The sequence below is a fragment of the Streptomyces sp. NPDC058401 genome, from assembly GCF_042722885.1.
In the GTDB taxonomy this organism is placed as follows: domain Bacteria; phylum Actinomycetota; class Actinomycetes; order Streptomycetales; family Streptomycetaceae; genus Streptomyces.
Genome location: NZ_JBHXKA010000155.1, coordinates 1 through 17,971, shown reverse-complemented (window position 1 = coordinate 17,971; position 17,971 = coordinate 1). Strand labels below are relative to the sequence as shown.

The following is a 17,971-nucleotide window of genomic DNA, read 5'->3' as shown; positions in this document are numbered from 1 at the left end:
CGTGTGCACGGGGCGCCGCTGGCCGGGGCTGGATCGCCCGGCGGGCCAATGCAGCCCCTCCGGCGTTTGAGGAGCGGGGGTCCGGGGGCTGGCCCCCGGAAGCGGCGCCGCACCCGGCAACGGGTCCGGGGCGCAGCCCCGGGGAACGGGGGAAGGGCGGGGCGGGGAGAGACCCCTCCCGGGAGCGCCCCACCGCTGCACACCACCGGCCGACCACCGCCCTGGCCCTGACCCCGGCCCCGGCCGCCCAGGCCCAGGCCGAGGCCCAGGCCCAGGCCCTGGCCCTGACCCCGGCCCCGGCCGCCCAGGCCCAGGCCGAGGCCCAGGCCCTGTCCCTGTCCCCGGTCCCGGCGGCGCAGGCGCAGGCGCAGGCGCAGGCCCTGGCTCTGTCCGCGGACGCGGAGGCTCAGGGACAGGCGCAGGCCCTGCCCCTGACCCCGGCCCCGGCCGCCCAGGCCCAGGCCGCCCCGGCTCCCGCCCCCGCCGCCCCGGCCCGGCCCCGGCCGCAGCCGCCGGCGCTGTCGCTGCTTGCCGTGTTCGGGGTCGCCGTCGTGCTGGCGGGGATCGGGCTGCTCGGGGGGGCCGGGACGGCAAGGGCGGCGGACAACGGGCAGTGGTCCGTCCTGCCCGCCGCCAACACGCTCGGGCAGCGCCCGTACTTCTACCTCGCCGCAGGCCCCGGCCAGGCCGTCACCGACTCCGTCACCATCGCCAACCGCACCGACCGCCCCCGCACGTTCCGCCTCTACGCCGCCGACGCCTACAACACGGCCCGCGACGGCGGCTTCGCCCTGCGCGGGCCCGGGGAGCCGCGTACCGCCACCGGCGCCTGGACGGTGCTGGCGCGGGAGCGGGTCACCGTCCCCGCGAAGACGGCGGTCAGTGTCGGCTTCACCCTCACCGTTCCCGACCGGGCCGAACCGGGGGACCACCCCGGAGCCGTCGTGGCCCTGGAGGACCGGCCGGGCGACACCGCGGTGCAGGGGATCGGGATCCAGCAGGCCGTGGCGGCCCGCGTCTACCTCCGGGTCACCGGTCCCACCGCCCCCGCGCTGGCCGTCGAGGAGCTCCGCACCGTCCGCCGCGGCCCCGCCGGCGCGGAGATCTCGTACACGCTCCACAACCTCGGCAACGTCACCCTGCGCCCCCGCGCCACTCTGACCGCCTCCGGGGCCCTCGGCCGCGCGCTGGTCTCCCGCCCCCTCACCGGTCTGCCCGCCGAGCTGCTGCCCGGCCAGCGGGTCCGGCTCACGGCGCGCTGGGCCGACCCGCCCGCCCTGGAATGGGCCGAGGTCGCGGTGGTGGCGCGGGCCGAAGGCGCGGCCGCCCGGGCCACCGCCGGATACGCCGCGCACCCCGCCCTGAACGGCCTGCTCGGGGCCGCTCTGGCCCTCGTGGCGGCGGCCTGGTCGGCGCTGGGAGCCGCATCGGGGAGAATGGCCCGTATGAGCGATCGTTCCCCCGAGACCACCAGCCCGCACCGTGCGGGCTTCGCATGCTTCGTCGGCCGTCCCAACGCGGGGAAGTCGACCCTGACCAACGCGCTCGTGGGTACCAAGGTCGCGATCACCTCCAACCGGCCGCAGACCACCCGCCACACCGTCCGCGGCATCGTGCACCGCCCCGACGCCCAGCTCGTCCTCGTCGACACGCCCGGCCTCCACAAGCCGCGCACGCTGCTCGGCGAGCGGCTGAACGACGTGGTCCGCGCGACCTGGTCCGAGGTCGACGTGATCGGCTTCTGCCTGCCCGCGGACCAGAAGCTCGGCCCCGGTGACAAGTTCATCGTCAAGGAGCTCGCGGGGATCAAGAAGACCCCCAAGATCGCCATCATCACCAAGACCGACCTCGTCGAGTCCAAGGTGGTGGGCGAGCAGCTCATCGCCGTCCACCAGCTCGCCGAAGAGCTCGGCTTCGAGTGGGCCGAGATCGTGCCCGTCTCGGCGGTCGGCGACACCCAGGTCCAGCTGCTGGCCGACCTGATCGCGCCGATGCTGCCGAAGAGCCCGCCGCTGTACCCGGAGGGCGACCTCACCGACGAGCCCGAGATGGTGATGGTCGCGGAACTGATCCGCGAGGCCGCGCTGGAAGGCGTACGGGACGAGCTCCCGCACTCCATCGCCGTGGTCGTCGAGGAGATGATCCCCCGGGAGAACCGCCCGGCGGACCGCCCGCTGCTCGACATCCACGCCAACCTCTACATCGAGCGGCCGAGCCAGAAGGGCATCATCATCGGCCCGAAGGGCGCCCGCCTGAAGGAGGTCGGGATGAAGTCGCGCAAGCACATCGAGGCGCTGCTCGGCACCCCGGTCTTCCTCGACCTGCACGTGAAGGTCGCCAAGGACTGGCAGCGCGACCCCAAGCAGCTGCGCAAGCTGGGGTTCTAGCCCGGTCGTTCCGGATCGGGCGAGGGGCGCGTCAAGAGGCGCGCCGCCGCACCTTCACCGCGTTGTCCGTACGGGTCCCGGGCCGGCCGTCAGGCTGGTTCTGGGCCCGTACGTGTTCCTCCGCCAGCAGGACCTCCCAGGCGCCGGCCTCCAGTTCCAGCTGGGCCACGACCTCGTCCGGGGTCGGGAAGTCCACCTCCGGGCGGTCCTCCTGCCAGGACGGCCAGCCCGCGTGCCCGACGACGAGCAGGATCCCGCCCGGGGCCACGGCCGCGGCGGCCCGGCGCAGGACCCGCTCGCGCGGGAACTCCCCGAAGGTGTGCAGGAAGCACGCGGAGACCAGCTCGTACTCCCCGGCCGGGAAGGACTCCGCGAGATCGTGCCGCTCCCACGCGGTGCGGTCCGCGACCCCGGCGTCGGCGGCGTGGGCCGCGGCCCGCTCCAGGGCCACCCCGGAGATGTCCGTCCCGGTGACGTGCCAGCCCTGCCGCGCGAGCCACACGGCGTCGCCGCCCTCCCCGCAGCCCAGGTCCAGGGCCCGGCCGGGAGCGAGCGCGGCGGCCTCCCGGGCCAGCACGGCGTTGGCGTCACCGCTCCAGATCCGGTCGCTCTCGCGGTAGCGGGAGTCCCAGAACTCCTCGCCCGCGAAGCCGGTCTCGGGGGAGTGGGGGGCGTGGTCGTGCGCGTGCGCCATGGCGGACTCTTTCCGGTCGGTACGGGTGCGGGGACCGGGTCCCCGCACCTGCGATGCTCCGCCCGGACCTGCGCACCGGCCAAGCGCCCTTGCCGTTCCCGCAAAAAAACGGGCTCAGATTTGCGCGGGCAGCCGCCGGGCGGTGCGGGCCCGCAGCCGACGGATCACAGCCGGCGGATCACAGCGGGCGGTCCGCGATCAGGGCGGTGCCCACGGAGCGGAAGCCGAGGCGGGCGTAGAGGCGGGCCACGTCCTCGTCGCCCGCCGAGAGGAACACCGTGCGGGCTCCGCGGGCCAGGGCGTCGGCGACCAGGGCCGCCGTCACCGCGAGGGCCAGGCCCTGGCGGCGGGCCGAGGGGAGGGTGCCGACACCGACCACCTCGGCTACGTCGCCTACCGGGACGTACTGGCCGGAGCACAGGACCACGCCGTCGCGCACGGCCGCCGCCAGGGCGGTACGGCCCGACTCGATCATCCCCGCCACCCGGATCCGGCGGCCCTCCGAGGCAGGGTCCCGCTCCGCCGCCGCGAGCTCCGCCGGGCCCGGCTCGCCCACCGCGGTGCCGGGAGCGGCGAAGGCCAGCATCGGCACCGTCACCGCCGGGCGCAGCAGCGGGTCGGCCGCGCCGAGCACCCGTACGTCGGGATGCGCGGGGAGCCGTACCGCCGCGGGGTCGAGCACCATGAGCGGATGCGCGTGCACGCTCAGCCCGGCGGCCTCGGCGGCGGCGCGCAGCGAGGGGGTGGTTTCGGCCACCCATTCGAAGGCCTCGGGGATCCGGAGCTCCCGCTGCCGGGCCAGCACCCGCTCCACGTCGGCCACCGTGATGCCGCCGGCCGGGGCGGCGCCGAGCGCGGGCCGCGCGTAGTACGGCCAGCCGTCGCCCTCCTGGACGAACAGGGTGAGCGGGCCGAAGTCCTCGGCCCGCGCCCCGCCCGCCCGGGGAGCAGCGTCGTAGTAGCGCTCGAGCTCGGGCAGGGGGTCGGAAGTCGTGATCATCCGGCCATCCAAGCAAGCGGGCCGCGATCAGGCACCTCCTTTCGGGCGCCCGGCTTCAGGCGCCTTCCGGCAGGGGCCTCCCTCAGGGGCCTTCTTCAGGCGCCTTCCTTCAGGACCCGGGAGATCAGCGAGCGCTGTGCGTCCGACAGGTCGGGGTCCCCGCAGAGCACCGTCCGCCCGTCCACCGTGATCCGGTACGAGAAACCGTCCCGGATCCGGTCCGCAGGATCCCCCGGCGGGCCGGGCCGCAGGGCCAGCTGCGCCAGCGCCTGCCACTCGGCCTCGTCGGGCAGGCCCGAGGTGTCCACCTCGCCCCGCCGCTCGATCCCCGCGAAGCCGCCCGTCCGCACCACCTGAATCCGCATGACCGCCCTCCTACCCGATGCCCCCTACCCCAAGCCGACGGCCGACCACGCCTTCTGCAGTGCCTGGTGTTCGGTGCCCCCGTCGCCGTACCGGGTGACGGCCGCGGCGGTCGTCAGGGCGGCGAACCGGGCGAAGTCGGCCTTCGGGCCCAGCTCCCCGCCGGTCAGGGCGTCGTACCAGATCCGTCCGGCCCGCTCCCAGGCCTTGCCGCCGAGCTCGGTGGCGACGAGGTAGAAGGCGTGGTTGGGGATGCCGGAGTTGATGTGCACGCCGCCGTTGTCGCGGGAGGTGCGCACGTAGTCGTCCATGGTCGCGGGCTGCGGGTCCTTGCCGAGCTCGTCGTCCTCGTACGCCGTCCCGGGCGCCTTCATCGACCGCAGGGCGAAGCCGCTGTCCACGGAGGGGCCGAGGAGTCCGGCGCCGATCAGCCAGTCGGCGTCCTCGGCGTTCTGGTCCAGCGAGTACTGCTTGATGAGGGAGCCGAAGACGTCGGACATGGATTCGTTGAGCGCGCCGGACTGGCCGTAGTACTCCAGGTCGGCGGTGTGCTGGGTGACCCCGTGGGTCAGCTCGTGCCCGATGACGTCCACGGACACGGTGAAGTCGAGGAAGAGGTCCCCGTCCCCGTCGCCGAACACCATCTGGCTGCCGTCCCAGAAGGCGTTGTTGTAGAGCCGGTCGTAATGGACGCTGGCGTTCAGCGGCAGGCCGGCGTCGTCGATGGAGTGGCGGCCGAAGCCCTTGAGGAAGAGCTCGAAGGTGGCCCCGAGCCCGGCGTAGGCACGGTTGACGCTGGCGTCCCGGCCGGCGTCCTCGCCCTCGCCGCGCACCTTCTTCCCGGGCAGCCGGGTCTGGTGCTGTGCGTCGTAGATGGTCCGCGCGGGAGTCTCGGACGGTGTGTCCGTGGCGGGCGGAAGCACCGTCATCAGCCGCCGGACCCGGTGCGAGGCGTCGAGTTCGAGGGTCCGCCGCGCGGCGGCGGCCCGGGCGGGGTCCTCGGAGCGGGCGATCTTGTCCAGGAGGTGCGGCGGCACCACGGTGCAGAAGACGGGGTGACGGCGATCGAAGAAGGCATCCATGCCCGGCAATGTGGCAGTGCGTGACGGCCGTGTCACTAGCGGCGACCATGATTCATTCGGTCGTCTGAAACCGTCGGCGGCGCATTGACGGATCAACCGGACATCGGGCCCGGTGGGCAACCGGTAAAGAGGCTTAACTCACAAAGGGTGCAAATCGGACCTGCGGGTCTTGCATACTGAAACAGGTCCCGCATTACGGGGCGGCTCGGTTAGGCTCGGCCCATCATGCGTTTCGGGCTGCTCCTCCTTAGCTGCCGCGGCGAGGGCCTGTAGTCGTAGGCCGACCCCCTCCCCGCGGAGTTTGGTGTTGCGGTTTTGCGACCGTCCGTCGGCCGTCCCAGCGAACTACACGCGGACACGCGAGGAGCCCTACGTCATGAGCCAGCACACTTTTGTCGGTCGCCCCACGCCCATCACGAACGCGACCCACACCCAGCAGCCCTCCGGGATGCCGATCCACAAGTACGGCTCGTACGAGCAGGTGGACATCCCCGACCGCACCTGGCCCGAGGCCCGCGTCACCAAGGCGCCCCGCTGGCTGTCCACGGACCTGCGCGACGGCAACCAGTCGCTGATCGACCCGATGACCCCCGCCCGCAAGCGCGAGATGTTCGACCTGCTGGTGCGCATGGGCTACAAGGAGATCGAGGTCGGCTTCCCGTCCTCCGGTGAGACCGACTTCAACTTCGTGCGCTCCATCATCGAAGAGGGCGCGATCCCGGACGACGTCACCATCTCCGTACTGACCCAGGCCCGCGAGGACCTGATCGAGCGGACCGTCGAGTCGCTGATCGGCGCCAAGCGCGCCACCGTGCACCTGTACAACGCGACCGCGCCGACCTTCCGCCGGGTCGTCTTCCGCGGCTCCAAGGAGCAGATCAAGCAGATCGCCGTCGACGGCACCCGCCTGGTCATGGAGTACGCCGACAAGCTGCTGGGCCCCGAGACCGTCTTCGGCTACCAGTACAGCCCGGAGATCTTCACCGACACCGAGCTGGACTTCGCCCTGGAGGTCTGCGAGGCCGTCTGCGACGTGTGGCAGCCGTCCGAGGGCCGCGAGATCATCCTGAACCTGCCCGCCACCGTGGAGCGCTCGACGCCCTCCACCCACGCGGACCGCTTCGAGTGGATGGCCCGCAACCTGACCCGCCGCGCGCACATCTGCATCTCCGTGCACCCGCACAACGACCGCGGCACCGCCGTGGCGGCCGCCGAGCTGGCCCTGATGGCCGGCGCCGACCGCATCGAGGGCTGCCTGTTCGGGCAGGGCGAGCGCACCGGCAACGTCGACCTGATCACGCTGGGCATGAACCTGTTCTCCCAGGGCATCGACCCGCAGATCGACTTCTCGCAGATCGACGAGATCCGTCGCACGAGCGAGTACTGCAACCAGATGGAAGTCCACCCGCGCCACCCCTACGCGGGCGACCTCGTCTACACCGCCTTCTCCGGCTCCCACCAGGACGCCATCAAGAAGGGCTTCGACGCCATGGAGGCCGACGCGGCCGCCCAGGGCCCGGGCGTCACCGTCGATGATCTCGAGTGGGCCGTTCCGTACCTGCCCATCGACCCGAAGGACGTCGGCCGCTCCTACGAGGCGGTCATCCGGGTCAACTCGCAGTCCGGCAAGGGCGGCATCGCGTACGTCCTGAAGAACGACCACAAGCTGGACCTGCCGCGCCGCATGCAGATCGAGTTCTCGCGGATCATCCAGGCCAAGACCGACTCCGAGGGCGGAGAGGTCACCCCCTCCGCGATCTGGAACGTCTTCCAGGACGAGTACCTGCCCAACCCCGACAACCCGTGGGGTCGTATCCAGCTGCGTTCCGGCCAGACCACCACCGACAAGGACGGCACCGACACGCTGACCGTCGAGGCGGTCGTGGACGGCGCGGAGACCGTGCTGGACGGCACCGGCAACGGTCCGATCTCGGCCTTCTTCGACGCGCTGGCCGGCATCGGCATCGACGCCCGCCTGCTGGACTACACCGAGCACACGATGAGCGAGGGCGCCTCCGCGGTCGCCGCCTCGTACATCGAGTGCGCGATCGACGGCCGCGTCCTGTGGGGCATCGGCATCGACGCGAACACCACCCGCGCCTCCCTGAAGGCGGTCATCTCCGCCGTCAACCGCGCGGGCCGCTGACCCGTACGCGAGCGAACCCCGCCCCTTCCCTACCGGGAGGGGCGGGGTTCCGCCGTTTCCGGAGCGGGTTCCGGGGCCGCCTCCAGGGCCGTTGCGGAGGGCTTCAGCGCGCCAGGTAGCCGCCACCTCCTCCGGTCCGCCCGGCTCGTCCGTCAGCGTGAGCACCCGCTCCTGACGGTGGTCCCGGGGGCCACCGCGTTGACGCGGATCCCGCGCGCCGCCCACTCCACCGCCAGGTGCTCGGTCAGCCCCGGGGCCACGAACTTCGCCGGGCCGTACGCGGCGCCGGTCACCGGACAAGACTTCTCGTTCATGCGGCCGAGGGCAGGGAAGTCCGGGGCGGCCGCGGGGGCGGGCGCGCGGGCGGGTGTGCGGGCGGGTGTGCAGGTGGGGCCGGGTGCGGGGCCGGATCCGGGCAGGGGCGCAGATCGGCCAAGTACGGCGGCCGGACGATGTTGTCTTGTCACACGACTGACGCATCCTCACCGATGTGGCTAACATCACGCCAACCCGGCGATGTTGCCGGAAGGTTACGGAGGTGCGACGTGCTGCCAGTTCGGGGTGGGGACGGCCGGAAGCTGACGGTCTGGGGTATCCGCACCACCTGGAGCACCGTGGGGGACGGGGAGTTCTTCTGCCCCGACTGCGGTGGCGACCGCAACTACCGCCGGCGCACGGGGCGCCGCCGCTTCACCGTCCTCGGTGTGCCGCTGCTGCCCCGCGGGCAGGCGGGCCCCGTCGTCGAGTGCCAGGGCTGCCGCGAACGCTTCGGCACCGAGGTCCTGGACCACCTCACCACCACCCGCTTCTCCGCGCTGCTGCGCGACGCCGTGCACACCGTGACCCTGGCCGTGCTGGCCGCCGGCGGGACGGCCTCGCGCAGTGCGCTGGAGGCCGCCGTGGGCGCCGTACGGTCCGCCGGGTTCCAGGACTGCACCGAGGAGCAGCTGGAGTCCCTCGTCGAGGGGCTGTCCGCCGAGGAGGGGCGGCTCGGGCTCTACGACGGCCCCGACTGCTACGGCGCCGCGCTCTCGATCGAGCTGCACGAGGCACTGGAACCGCTGGCCCCGCACCTGGCCGGACCGGGCCGCGAATCGATCCTGCTGCAGGGCGCGCGCGTCGCCCTCGCGGACGGCCCGTACATCCCCGCCGAGCGCGAGGTGCTGGCGACCGTGGGCGCGGCCCTGCGCATCGACGCGGACGAGGTCGCCCGGCTGCTGTCGGCGGTCCGGGCGCCGTAGGCCCTGTCCCACGCCTGAGGCCCGTACGGGATCCCGTACGGGCCTCAGGCGTGCTCCGTGCCACCGGGGCGGGGTGCGCGGCGATGGAGCGGCGCAGGCGATCGTTTCGGCCGTACGGACGGTTTCGGACGCGGGGCGTCTCACCGTGTGGTCGAAAACGGCACAATCCGAGATAACGATCGGGCCTCGCACCCTCGTTTCGGAGATCCTTCCGCGTGTGGTGAACCGCGGAGGCGCGTCATCCGTACGGGGTGTTTCCACCACGTGGACGGACGGAGCGGGGTCTTCTTCTTTGCGCGGCCGAACGGCCCGCCGGGCGTTAACCCCCACGTCACCGCGCATGGCCTTCGCGTTCGCGCAGCGGGAAGCACCGATTCCGTGAAGCGTTGGCCATAGTCGACACCGCGGGTCTCCACCACTGGAGAAACCTCTAGACCCTGCGCGGCAGCGGGTCAACATTTTGTAGAAGTCGACGATATCTGTGAGCGGCCCCACAGGCGTTCAATTCCGGTCACACGAGGAGACGCCGCCGGTAACACCGCGGAGCTTCGATTCACGTGGACTTACTGAAAACCCTGACGGATCAACGGGCTAACGACCCACTTCGCCAGGGACAACCAGTTCCCCTCAGCTTCCTCTCAGTTACCTACCTCATTGAAGGGCAAGGCAGAGATGGCACGTGTCGCCGCACCGCTTTCCGCCACCGGAAAGCAGAGCACGCACCCGGTCGACGAGGTGCTCCCCCTCCCCAAGCTCGCGCTGTACGGCTTCCAGCACGTACTCGCGTTCTACGCCGGTGCGGTGATCGTTCCGATCATCGTCGGTGGCGCCCTCGGGCTCACCACCGAGCAACTGGTCTACCTGATCAATGCCGACCTCTTCACCTGCGGTATCGCCTCGATCATCCAGGCCTGGGGCATCGGCCGGGTCGGTGCCCGGCTGCCCCTGATCCAGGGCGTCACCTTCACCGCCGTATCCCCGATGATCGCCATCGGTCTCGGAGCGGGCGGCGGGACGGCGGGTCTGCTCGTCATCTACGGCGCGGTCATCACGGCCGGCATCGCCACCTTCGCCTTCGCCTGGCTGCCGCCGAAGGCCTTCCGCACGATCATGCGGCTCTTCCCGCCGGTCGTCACCGGCACGGTCATCACCGTCCTCGGCATCGTGCTGATCCCGGTCGGCCTGAACGACGCCGCGGGCGGCCTCGGCAGCCCCGACTTCGGTGACCCGAAGAACTTCGCCTACGCCGGCGGCACGATGCTCTTCATCCTCATCCTGATGAAGCTCGGCAAGCCGTTCCTCAACAGCATCTCGATCCTGCTCGGCCTGGTCGGCGGCACCGTCGTCGCCTTCCTGCTCGGCGACGCCAAGTTCGGCGACGTGAGCAACTCCGACTGGATCGGCATCACCACCCCCTTCTACTACGGTGCGCCGAAGTTCGAGTGGTTCCCGATCGTGCTGATGCTCATCGTCATGCTGATCACCATGGTGGAGACCACCGGCGACACCTACGCCGTCGGTGACATCGTCGGCAAGGAGATCGACAGCGAGACCGTGGCCCGCGCCCTGCGTGCCGACGGCGCCGCCACCGCCCTCGGCGGTGTCCTGAACTCCTTCCCGTACGTGGCCTTCGCCGAGAACGTCGGCCTGGTCCGGATGACCAAGGTCAAGAGCCGCTTCGTCGTGGTCGCCGCCGGTGTCTTCATGATCGTGCTCGGCCTGATCCCCAAGGCCGCCGCGATCGTCGCCGCCGTTCCGCACGGAGTCCTCGGCGGCGCCGCGACCGTGATGTTCGCCATGGTGGCCCTGGCGGGCATCCAGACCCTGGCCAAGGTCGACCTCAAGGAGGAGAAGAACGCGCTCGTCGTGGGTGTCTCCCTGGCCTTCGCGCTGCTCCCCGCCACGGTCCCGGTCCTCTTCAAGGACCACATGAACGCGGACCTCTCCTCGCTCCTCAACAGCGGTGTCACGCTCGGTGCCACGGCCGCGATCGTCCTGAACCTGATCTTCAACGGTCTGGGCAAGGACGGTTCGCACGACGCCCCGCTGGCCGACTCCCTGCTGGCCGACGCCCCGGCGAACTCCGCCGCGGTGGCGGACGACGAGCCCACGGCAGCCATTCCGGCCCAGTCGGGCGAGGGCGAGCCCGCCCCGGCGCCGACCGCCTGATCCTCCCAAGGGGTGTCCCCCGCCGGGCCTCGTGCCCGGCGGGGGACGCTGCCGTGAAGGGGGTCCGCAAGGGAGTCCGTACGGGAGTCCGTACAGGAGTCCGTCCTGTCGGTCCGGTACGGGACAATGAGCCCATGAGCCTGTTCCGCGACGACGGCATCGTGCTGCGCACCCAGAAGCTGGGTGAGGCGGACCGCATCATCACGCTCCTGACCCGGGGCCACGGCCGGGTCCGGGCCGTCGCCCGCGGCGTCCGACGCACCAAGTCCAAGTTCGGCGCCGGGCTGGAACCTTTCTCCCACGCCGACGTGCAGTTCTTCTCGCGCAGCGGCGAACTGATCGGCCGCAGCCTGCCGCTCTGCACACAGACGCAGATCATCGCTCCGTACGGCAACGGCATCGTCACCGACTACGGCCGCTACACCGCCGGCACCGCGATGCTGGAGACCGCCGAGCGGTTCACCGACCACGAGGGCGAGCCCGCCGTCCAGCAGTACCTGCTGCTCGTCGGCGCCCTGCGCACCCTCTCGCGCGGCGAACACGCCCCCAACCTGATCCTCGACGCCTTCCTGCTGCGCTCCCTCGCCGTCAACGGCTACGCGCCCAGCTTCGACGACTGCGCGAAGTGCGGGATGCACGGCCCCAACCGGCACTTCTCCGTCGCCGCGGGCGGGGTCATATGCGGCGACTGCCGCGTCCCCGGCAGCGTCGTACCCTCGTCGGAGGCCATCGCCCTGCTCAGCGCCCTGCTGACGGGCGACTGGGGACATGCCGACGCGTGCGAGGCGCGTCACGTGCGGGAGGGCAGCGGGCTGGTCTCGGCCTACTTGCACTGGCATCTGGAGCGCGGACTACGCTCCCTTCGGTACGTCGAGAAATAGGAGCTGGGCAACATGGCACGACGCGGGATTCTGGGACGCTCTCGCCGCGAGTACAAGGTTCCCGAGCCGCACCCCTCCGGTGAGCGCCCGCCGAAGATCCCCGGCGAGCTCGTCCCGAACCACGTCGCGATCGTCATGGACGGGAACGGCCGCTGGGCGAAGGAGCGCGGACTGCCGCGCACCGAGGGTCACAAGGTGGGCGAGGGCGTCGTGCTCGACGTGCTCAAGGGCTGCCTGGAGCTGGGCGTCAAGAACCTCTCCCTGTACGCCTTCTCGACCGAGAACTGGAAGCGCTCGCCCGACGAGGTGCGCTTCCTCATGAACTTCAACCGCGACGTCATCCGGCGCCGCCGCGACGAGATGAACGAGCTGGGCATCCGCATCCGCTGGACCGGCCGCATGCCGAAGATGTGGAAGTCGGTCGTCCAGGAGCTCCAGGTCGCGCAGGAGCAGACCGTCGACAACGACGCGATGACCCTCTACTTCTGCGTCAACTACGGCGGCCGGGCCGAGATCGCGGACGCGGCGCAGGCCATCGCGCGCGATGTCGCGGCGGGCCGGCTGGACCCGTCGAAGGTCAACGAGAAGACCTTCGCGAAGTACATGTACTACCCGGACATGCCGGACGTGGACCTCTTCCTGCGCCCGAGCGGCGAGCAGCGCACCTCCAACTACCTGCTCTGGCAGAGCGCGTACGCCGAGATGGTGTTCCAGGACGTCCTGTGGCCCGACTTCGACCGCCGCAACCTCTGGCAGGCCTGCTACGAGTACGCCCAGCGCGACCGCCGCTTCGGCGGGGCCGTGCCGAACCAGGGTGAGGGCGCCGGCTCCGCGGGTTAGCCGCCATCGTCATGGACAGTGGCGAGATCGTTCTCGAGTACCGGCCGACGGCCGACGACTACCGGACGGCTCGGCGGGCCTGGTCCTTCGGGACCCGGCCCGGGCGCCGCGAGCTGGTCCTGCCCACCGTGATGGCACTGACCGCACCACGGGCGGCGGACCGGACCGGACCGCCGTCGAGTGGCAGGTCCTGTCGGCGTACTGAGAGACCCCGGAACTGTTCGTGCTGACCGAGCGCCGGGGCCGTGGCTTCGTGGCACTGCCCAAGCGGGGCATGGCGGCCCCGGCCGCCCTGGTGCGCGTACGGGCGCTGCTGGACGGCAGGCTGCGCAGGCTCTAGGCCGCGGCCGCCGCGCAGTCCGAGCAGGTACCGAAGATCTCCACCGTGTGGGCGACGTTCACGAAGCCGTGCTCGGCGGCGATGGCCTCCGCCCACTTCTCCACCGCCGGGCCCTCCACCTCGACGGCCTTGCCGCACTTGCGGCAGACCAGGTGGTGGTGGTGGTCCCCGGTGGAGCAGCGCCGGTAGACGGACTCGCCGTCACTGGTGCGCAGCACGTCGACCTCGCCGGCGTCCGCGAGGGACTGCAGGGTGCGGTAGACGGTGGTCAGGCCCACGGAATCCCCGCGGTGCTTGAGCATGTCGTGGAGTTCCTGGGCACTGCGGAACTCGTCCACCTCGTCCAGCGCCGCCGCGACGGCGGCCCGCTGTCGGGTGGATCGTCCTCGTACTGGCGCGGTGTTCATCTCGCCAGGCGCAGTCGCCACCGGTTCCTCCTCGTCTCGGTATCGGCCCATTGTGCCAGGCGGCCGACTGCCCGAGGTCTTCAGACCTTTACGTCTTCACGCGTACAGACTTCTTCGGCCACGCGGGCGGCCCTGGCCCGGCGCCGGGCCAGGGGGGTGGACACCGCCGTCATCACCATGAAGACGGCGATGGCGAGCAGCACGATCGTGCCGCCGGACGGCGCGTCGATGTAGTAGGTGGCGGCCGTGCCGGACAGCGAGACCAGCACGCCGATCACCATGGCCACCGTCAGGGTGGCGGTGAACCCGCGGGTGACGCGCTGGGCGGCCGCGACCGGGATCACCATCATGGCGCTGACCAGCAGCAGGCCGACGATGCGCATCGCGACGGTGACGGTGACGGCTGCGGTGACGGCCATCAGCAGGTTCAGGAAGCGCACCGGCAGGCCGGTGACCCGGGCGAACTCCTCGTCCTGGCAGACCGCGAACAGCTGCCGGCGCAAGCCCAGGGTGACGGCGACGACGAACAGGGCGAGGATCACGACCGCGGTGATGTCCTCGGCCGAGACCGTGGTGATGGAGCCGAACAGGTAGCTGGTCAGGTTGGCCGTGGAGCCGCCCGGGGCCAGGTTGATGATCATGACGCCGCCGGCCAGGCCGCCGTAGAAGAGCATGGCCAGGGCGATGTCCCCGCTGGTCTTGCCGCGGGAGCGGATGAGCTCCATGCCGACCGCGCCGATGACCGCGACGAGGGTGGCCATCCACACCGGGCTCGTGTTGAGCAGGAAGCCGAGCGCGACACCGGTCATCGCCACGTGCCCGATGCCGTCGCCCATGACGGCCTGGCGGCGCTGCACGAGGTACGTGCCGATCGCGGGGGCCGTGATGCCGACGAGGGCGGCGGCGATGAGGGCCCGCTGCATGAAGGCGTAGTCGAGGAGGTCCATCAGCTCAGCAGTCCCGTCCGGAGGGGCTCGGCGTCGTGCGCGGAGTGGGGGTGTACGTGGTCGTGGCCCGGCAGTGCGTGCTGGCCGAGGGCCTCCGGGGGCGGGCCGTCGTGCGTGACGCAGCCGTCGCGCAGGACGACGGCGCGGTCGATGAGCGGCTCCAGCGGGCCCAGCTCGTGCAGGACCAGCAGCACCGTGGTGCCGGCGGCGACCTGGCTGCGCAGGGCGTTCGCCAGGACCTCCTGGTTGGCCAGGTCCACGCCGGCCATGGGCTCGTCCATGATCAGCAGCTCGGGTTCGCCGGCGAGGGCGCGGGCGATGAGCACCCGCTGGTGCTGACCGCCGGAGAGGGCGTTGACCGAGGCGTCGGCGTACGCACCCATGTCGACCAGGTCCAGTGCGCGCTCCACGGCGGCCTTGTCGGCCTTGCGCAGGAATCCGAAGCGGGTGCGGGCGAGCCGGCCGGCGGAGACGACCTCGCGGACGGTGGCGGGGACCCCGCTGGCGGCGGTGGTGCGCTGGGGGACGTACCCGATGCGCGACCAGTCGCGGAACCGCTTGAAGTCGGTGCCGAAGAGGGACAGGGCGCCGTCGCTCAGCGGGACCTGGCCGACCACGGCGCGGACGGCCGTGGACTTGCCGGAGCCGTTGGCGCCGAGCAGGGCCACGACCTCACCGCTGCGGACGGTGAGGTCGATGCCGCGCAGCACGGGGCGCGAGCCGAGCGAGGCCGTGGCCCCGCGCAGGGATATGACGGGCTGGTCCAGGGCCTGTGTGGGCTTGGACTCCATGGCTCGCGCCTCCGATGCCGCTACTGCTGTTGCCATTACTTGGTGCCGAGTGCCTTCTGGAGGTTCTTCAGGTTCGCCCGCATGACCTCGAAGTAGTCAGCGCCCTGGGACTTGTCCGTGATTCCCTCCAGGGGATCCAGGACGTCGGTCTTCAGGCCGGTGTCGGCCGCGAGGGTCTTGGCCGTCTTGTCGCTGGCCAGGGTCTCGAAGAACACCGTCGACACATTGTCCTGCTTCGCGAGGCCCTGGAGCTCCTTCATCCGGGCCGGGCTGGGCTCGGACTCGGGGTCGACGCCGGAGATGCCCTCCTGGTCGAGGCCGTAGCGCTCGGCGAGGTAGCCGAAGGCGGAGTGGGTGGTGATGAAGGTCTTGGAGGCCGTGTTCTTCAGGCCGTCCTTGAACTCGGTGTCCAGCGTGCCCAGTTTGGCGACGAGCTCGTCGGTGTTCTTCTTGTAGTCCGCCGAGTGGTCGGGGTCGGACTTGGCCAGGGCCGCGCCGACGCCCTTGGCGATCTCGGCGTACTTGACCGGGTCGAGCCAGACGTGCGGGTCCTCGCCGGCTTCGCCGTGGCTGTGGTCGTGTCCGTCGCCCGCCGGGGCCTCGGTGTGGCCCTCCTCGGCGGCGTGCTCGTGGTCCTCGTGGCCGGAGGTGCCGTGCACCTCGAGCTTGGTGAGGGTGGCGGCGTCGACGATGTTCTTCACGCCGGACTGGGCGACGGCCTTGTCGACGGCGGGCTGCAGCGTCTTGAGGTAGAGGACGACATCGGCCTCGCCGAGCTGCGCGGTCTGCTTCGGGGTGATCTCCAGGTCGTGCGGCTCGACCCCGGGCTTGGTGAGGGTGTCGACCTTCACGTGGTCCTTGCCGATCTGCTCGGCGAGGAACTGCATCGGATAGAACGACGCCATCACGTCGAGCTTGCCGTCCTTCGCCCCGGCGGCTCCGGCCGTGCCCGAGCAGGCGGTGAGGGCCGTGGCGGCGAGGGCGACGGTGGCGGCGAGGGCGGCGGTCGGTATGAGGCGTCGTCGTACGTTCATGACATCCATTTTCATCAAAGATGGAAACGATTGTCAAAAACCCTGGTGGGAGGGGTGCGGAGGGCCCGTGGAGGGGGGTCCCGATTTGAAAGGGGGGGTGCGGGCGCCGGTAACCTTGAGGCTTCGCCGTTCGTCCTCGTAAATGAAGAGAGCACCGTGGCCGCCGACAAGATCGAAACCATCGTCAGCCTGAGCAAGCGCCGTGGCTTCGTTTTCCCGTGCAGTGACATCTACGGCGGCTCTCGGGCTGCCTGGGACTACGGCCCGCTCGGTGTCGAGCTCAAGGAGAACATCAAGCGCCAGTGGTGGAAGGCGATGGTCACCGGGCGTGAGGACATCGTCGGTCTCGACTCGTCGGTGATCCTGGCTCCCGAGGTCTGGGTGGCCTCCGGTCACGTCGGCACCTTCTCGGACCCGCTGACCGAGTGCACCTCCTGTCACAAGCGCCACCGCGCCGACCACCTGGAAGAGGCGTACGAGGCCAAGCACGGCCGCGTCCCCGCCAACGGTCTGGCCGACATCAACTGCCCCAACTGCGGCGTGAAGGGCCAGTTCACCGAGCCGAAGCAGTTCTCCGGCATGCTGGAGACCCACCTCGGCCCGACCCAGGACACCGGCTCGAAGGCGTACCTGCGCCCCGAGACGGCCCAGGGCATCTTCACCAACTTCGCCCACGTGATGACCACCTCGCGCAAGAAGCCCCCCTTCGGCATCGCGCAGGTCGGCAAGTCCTTCCGCAACGAGATCACCCCCGGCAACTTCATCTTCCGCACCCGCGAGTTCGAGCAGATGGAGATGGAGTTCTTCGTCAAGCCGGGCGAGGACGAGCAGTGGCAGGAGTACTGGATGCAGGAGCGGTGGAACTGGTACCGCGACCTCGGCCTCCGCGAGGAGAACATCCGCTGGTACGACCACCCGAAGGAGAAGCTGTCCCACTACTCGAAGCGCACCGCCGACATCGAGTACCGCTTCAACTTCGGTGGCAATGAGTTCTCCGAGCTCGAAGGCGTGGCCAACCGCACCGACTTCGACCTCAAGGCGCACTCCGCCGCCTCCGGTCAGGAGCTCGTCTTCTTCGACCAGGAGTCCAAGGAGAAGTACACCCCGTACGTCATCGAGCCGGCGGCCGGCGTCAACCGCGCCATGCTCGCCTTCATGCTCGACGCGTACAACGAGGACGAGGCCCCGAACGCCAAGGGCGTCATGGAGAAGCGCACCGTGATGCGCCTCGACCCGCGCCTGGCGCCGGTCAAGGTCGCCGTCCTGCCGCTGTCCCGCAACGCGCAGCTGTCGCCGAAGGCCAAGGGCCTCGCCGCCGACCTGCGCAAGTTCTGGAACATCGAGTTCGACGACGCGGGCGCCATCGGCCGCCGCTACCGCCGCCAGGACGAAATCGGTACCCCGTTCTGCGTCACCGTCGACTTCGACACCCTCGACGACAACGCGGTGACCGTGCGAGAGCGCGACACCATGAAGCAGGAGCGCGTCTCCCTGGACCAGATCCAGAGCTACCTCGGCAGCCGCCTGCTCGGCTGCTAGGTTCCGCCGCTGATGCGGCTGTGGCCCCGGGGGCGGTGGGCCCCCGGCCCCAACCGGATCCCGGGGCCGGCCCGCCGGGGCAGGGAGGCCGGGCCCCCCCCCCGCCCCCC

The 17,971-nt window shown here is 71.0% G+C and carries 16 protein-coding genes and 1 pseudogene; 8 read left to right on the top strand and 9 right to left on the bottom strand.

Annotated features, from left to right (window positions below):
* Window positions 1-533 precede the first annotated feature (533 nt).
* A pseudogene (locus tag ACFWNV_RS34775) lies at window positions 534-884 on the top strand (DUF916 domain-containing protein); the annotation flags it as partial.
* Between the two features lie 552 nt (window positions 885-1,436).
* Complete coding sequence (era, locus tag ACFWNV_RS34770; protein ID WP_374213701.1) at window positions 1,437-2,387, top strand: GTPase Era; 951 nt, start codon at window positions 1,437-1,439, stop codon at window positions 2,385-2,387.
* 31 nt (window positions 2,388-2,418) lie between these two features.
* Here the strand turns inward: era and ACFWNV_RS34765 are convergent, their stop codons facing one another.
* From ACFWNV_RS34765 to ACFWNV_RS34750, 4 genes are all read right to left on the bottom strand, one after another.
* Window positions 2,419-3,081, bottom strand: coding sequence for a class I SAM-dependent methyltransferase (locus ACFWNV_RS34765; RefSeq protein ID WP_383954837.1), 663 nt, complete (start codon window positions 3,079-3,081; stop codon window positions 2,419-2,421).
* 178 nt (window positions 3,082-3,259) lie between these two features.
* Window positions 3,260-4,081, bottom strand: coding sequence for a GNAT family N-acetyltransferase (locus tag ACFWNV_RS34760; protein ID WP_383954835.1), 822 nt, complete (start codon window positions 4,079-4,081; stop codon window positions 3,260-3,262).
* 95 nt (window positions 4,082-4,176) lie between these two features.
* On the bottom strand, window positions 4,177-4,446 hold the full coding sequence (locus ACFWNV_RS34755) for a protealysin inhibitor emfourin (RefSeq protein WP_383954833.1): 270 nt from the start codon (window positions 4,444-4,446) through the stop codon (window positions 4,177-4,179).
* A gap of 24 nt (window positions 4,447-4,470) precedes the next feature.
* Complete coding sequence (locus tag ACFWNV_RS34750; protein ID WP_383954830.1) at window positions 4,471-5,526, bottom strand: M4 family metallopeptidase; 1,056 nt, start codon at window positions 5,524-5,526, stop codon at window positions 4,471-4,473.
* A 376-nt stretch (window positions 5,527-5,902) separates the two neighbouring features.
* Between ACFWNV_RS34750 and leuA the strand changes: the two genes are divergently transcribed.
* Window positions 5,903-7,672: a 2-isopropylmalate synthase gene (gene leuA / locus ACFWNV_RS34745; RefSeq protein WP_383954828.1), complete on the top strand. Its 1,770-nt coding sequence runs from the start codon at window positions 5,903-5,905 to the stop codon at window positions 7,670-7,672.
* Window positions 7,673-7,824: 152 nt separating this feature from the next.
* Here the strand turns inward: leuA and ACFWNV_RS34740 are convergent, their stop codons facing one another.
* Complete coding sequence (locus ACFWNV_RS34740) at window positions 7,825-7,986, bottom strand: SDR family oxidoreductase (protein ID WP_383954826.1); 162 nt, start codon at window positions 7,984-7,986, stop codon at window positions 7,825-7,827.
* A 231-nt stretch (window positions 7,987-8,217) separates the two neighbouring features.
* Here ACFWNV_RS34740 and ACFWNV_RS34735 point away from each other — a divergent pair, with 231 nt between their 5' ends.
* From ACFWNV_RS34735 to ACFWNV_RS34720, 4 genes are all read left to right on the top strand, one after another.
* Window positions 8,218-8,913, top strand: a complete 696-nt coding sequence (locus ACFWNV_RS34735) for a TerB family tellurite resistance protein (RefSeq protein WP_383954824.1) — start codon at window positions 8,218-8,220, stop codon at window positions 8,911-8,913.
* Between the two features lie 672 nt (window positions 8,914-9,585).
* Window positions 9,586-11,082, top strand: coding sequence for a nucleobase:cation symporter-2 family protein (locus tag ACFWNV_RS34730; RefSeq protein WP_383954822.1), 1,497 nt, complete (start codon window positions 9,586-9,588; stop codon window positions 11,080-11,082).
* Between the two features lie 134 nt (window positions 11,083-11,216).
* On the top strand, window positions 11,217-11,963 hold the full coding sequence (gene recO, locus ACFWNV_RS34725) for a DNA repair protein RecO (RefSeq protein WP_383954820.1): 747 nt from the start codon (window positions 11,217-11,219) through the stop codon (window positions 11,961-11,963).
* 12 nt (window positions 11,964-11,975) lie between these two features.
* Window positions 11,976-12,803 carry an isoprenyl transferase gene (locus ACFWNV_RS34720; protein WP_383954818.1) on the top strand — a complete coding sequence of 276 codons (828 nt, stop codon included), beginning with the start codon at window positions 11,976-11,978 and terminating at the stop codon, window positions 12,801-12,803.
* A 336-nt stretch (window positions 12,804-13,139) separates the two neighbouring features.
* On the opposite strand, the gene ACFWNV_RS34715 is transcribed toward ACFWNV_RS34720, so the two are convergent.
* From ACFWNV_RS34715 to ACFWNV_RS34700, 4 genes are read right to left on the bottom strand one after another with little or no spacing between them, the layout of a single operon-like run.
* Window positions 13,140-13,571, bottom strand: a complete 432-nt coding sequence (locus ACFWNV_RS34715) for a transcriptional repressor (RefSeq protein WP_327252681.1) — start codon at window positions 13,569-13,571, stop codon at window positions 13,140-13,142.
* Window positions 13,572-13,630: 59 nt separating this feature from the next.
* Window positions 13,631-14,497, bottom strand: coding sequence for a metal ABC transporter permease (locus ACFWNV_RS34710; RefSeq protein WP_383954816.1), 867 nt, complete (start codon window positions 14,495-14,497; stop codon window positions 13,631-13,633).
* Window positions 14,497-15,288, bottom strand: coding sequence for a metal ABC transporter ATP-binding protein (locus tag ACFWNV_RS34705; RefSeq protein WP_383954814.1), 792 nt, complete (start codon window positions 15,286-15,288; stop codon window positions 14,497-14,499). The genes ACFWNV_RS34710 and ACFWNV_RS34705 overlap by 1 nt, the downstream gene beginning before the upstream one ends.
* Window positions 15,289-15,323: 35 nt before the next feature.
* Window positions 15,324-16,322, bottom strand: a complete 999-nt coding sequence (locus tag ACFWNV_RS34700; RefSeq protein ID WP_383954812.1) for a metal ABC transporter substrate-binding protein — start codon at window positions 16,320-16,322, stop codon at window positions 15,324-15,326.
* Window positions 16,323-16,478: 156 nt separating this feature from the next.
* Here ACFWNV_RS34700 and ACFWNV_RS34695 point away from each other — a divergent pair, with 156 nt between their 5' ends.
* On the top strand, window positions 16,479-17,861 hold the full coding sequence (locus ACFWNV_RS34695) for a glycine--tRNA ligase (protein ID WP_383954810.1): 1,383 nt from the start codon (window positions 16,479-16,481) through the stop codon (window positions 17,859-17,861).
* Window positions 17,862-17,971: the final 110 nt, after the last annotated feature.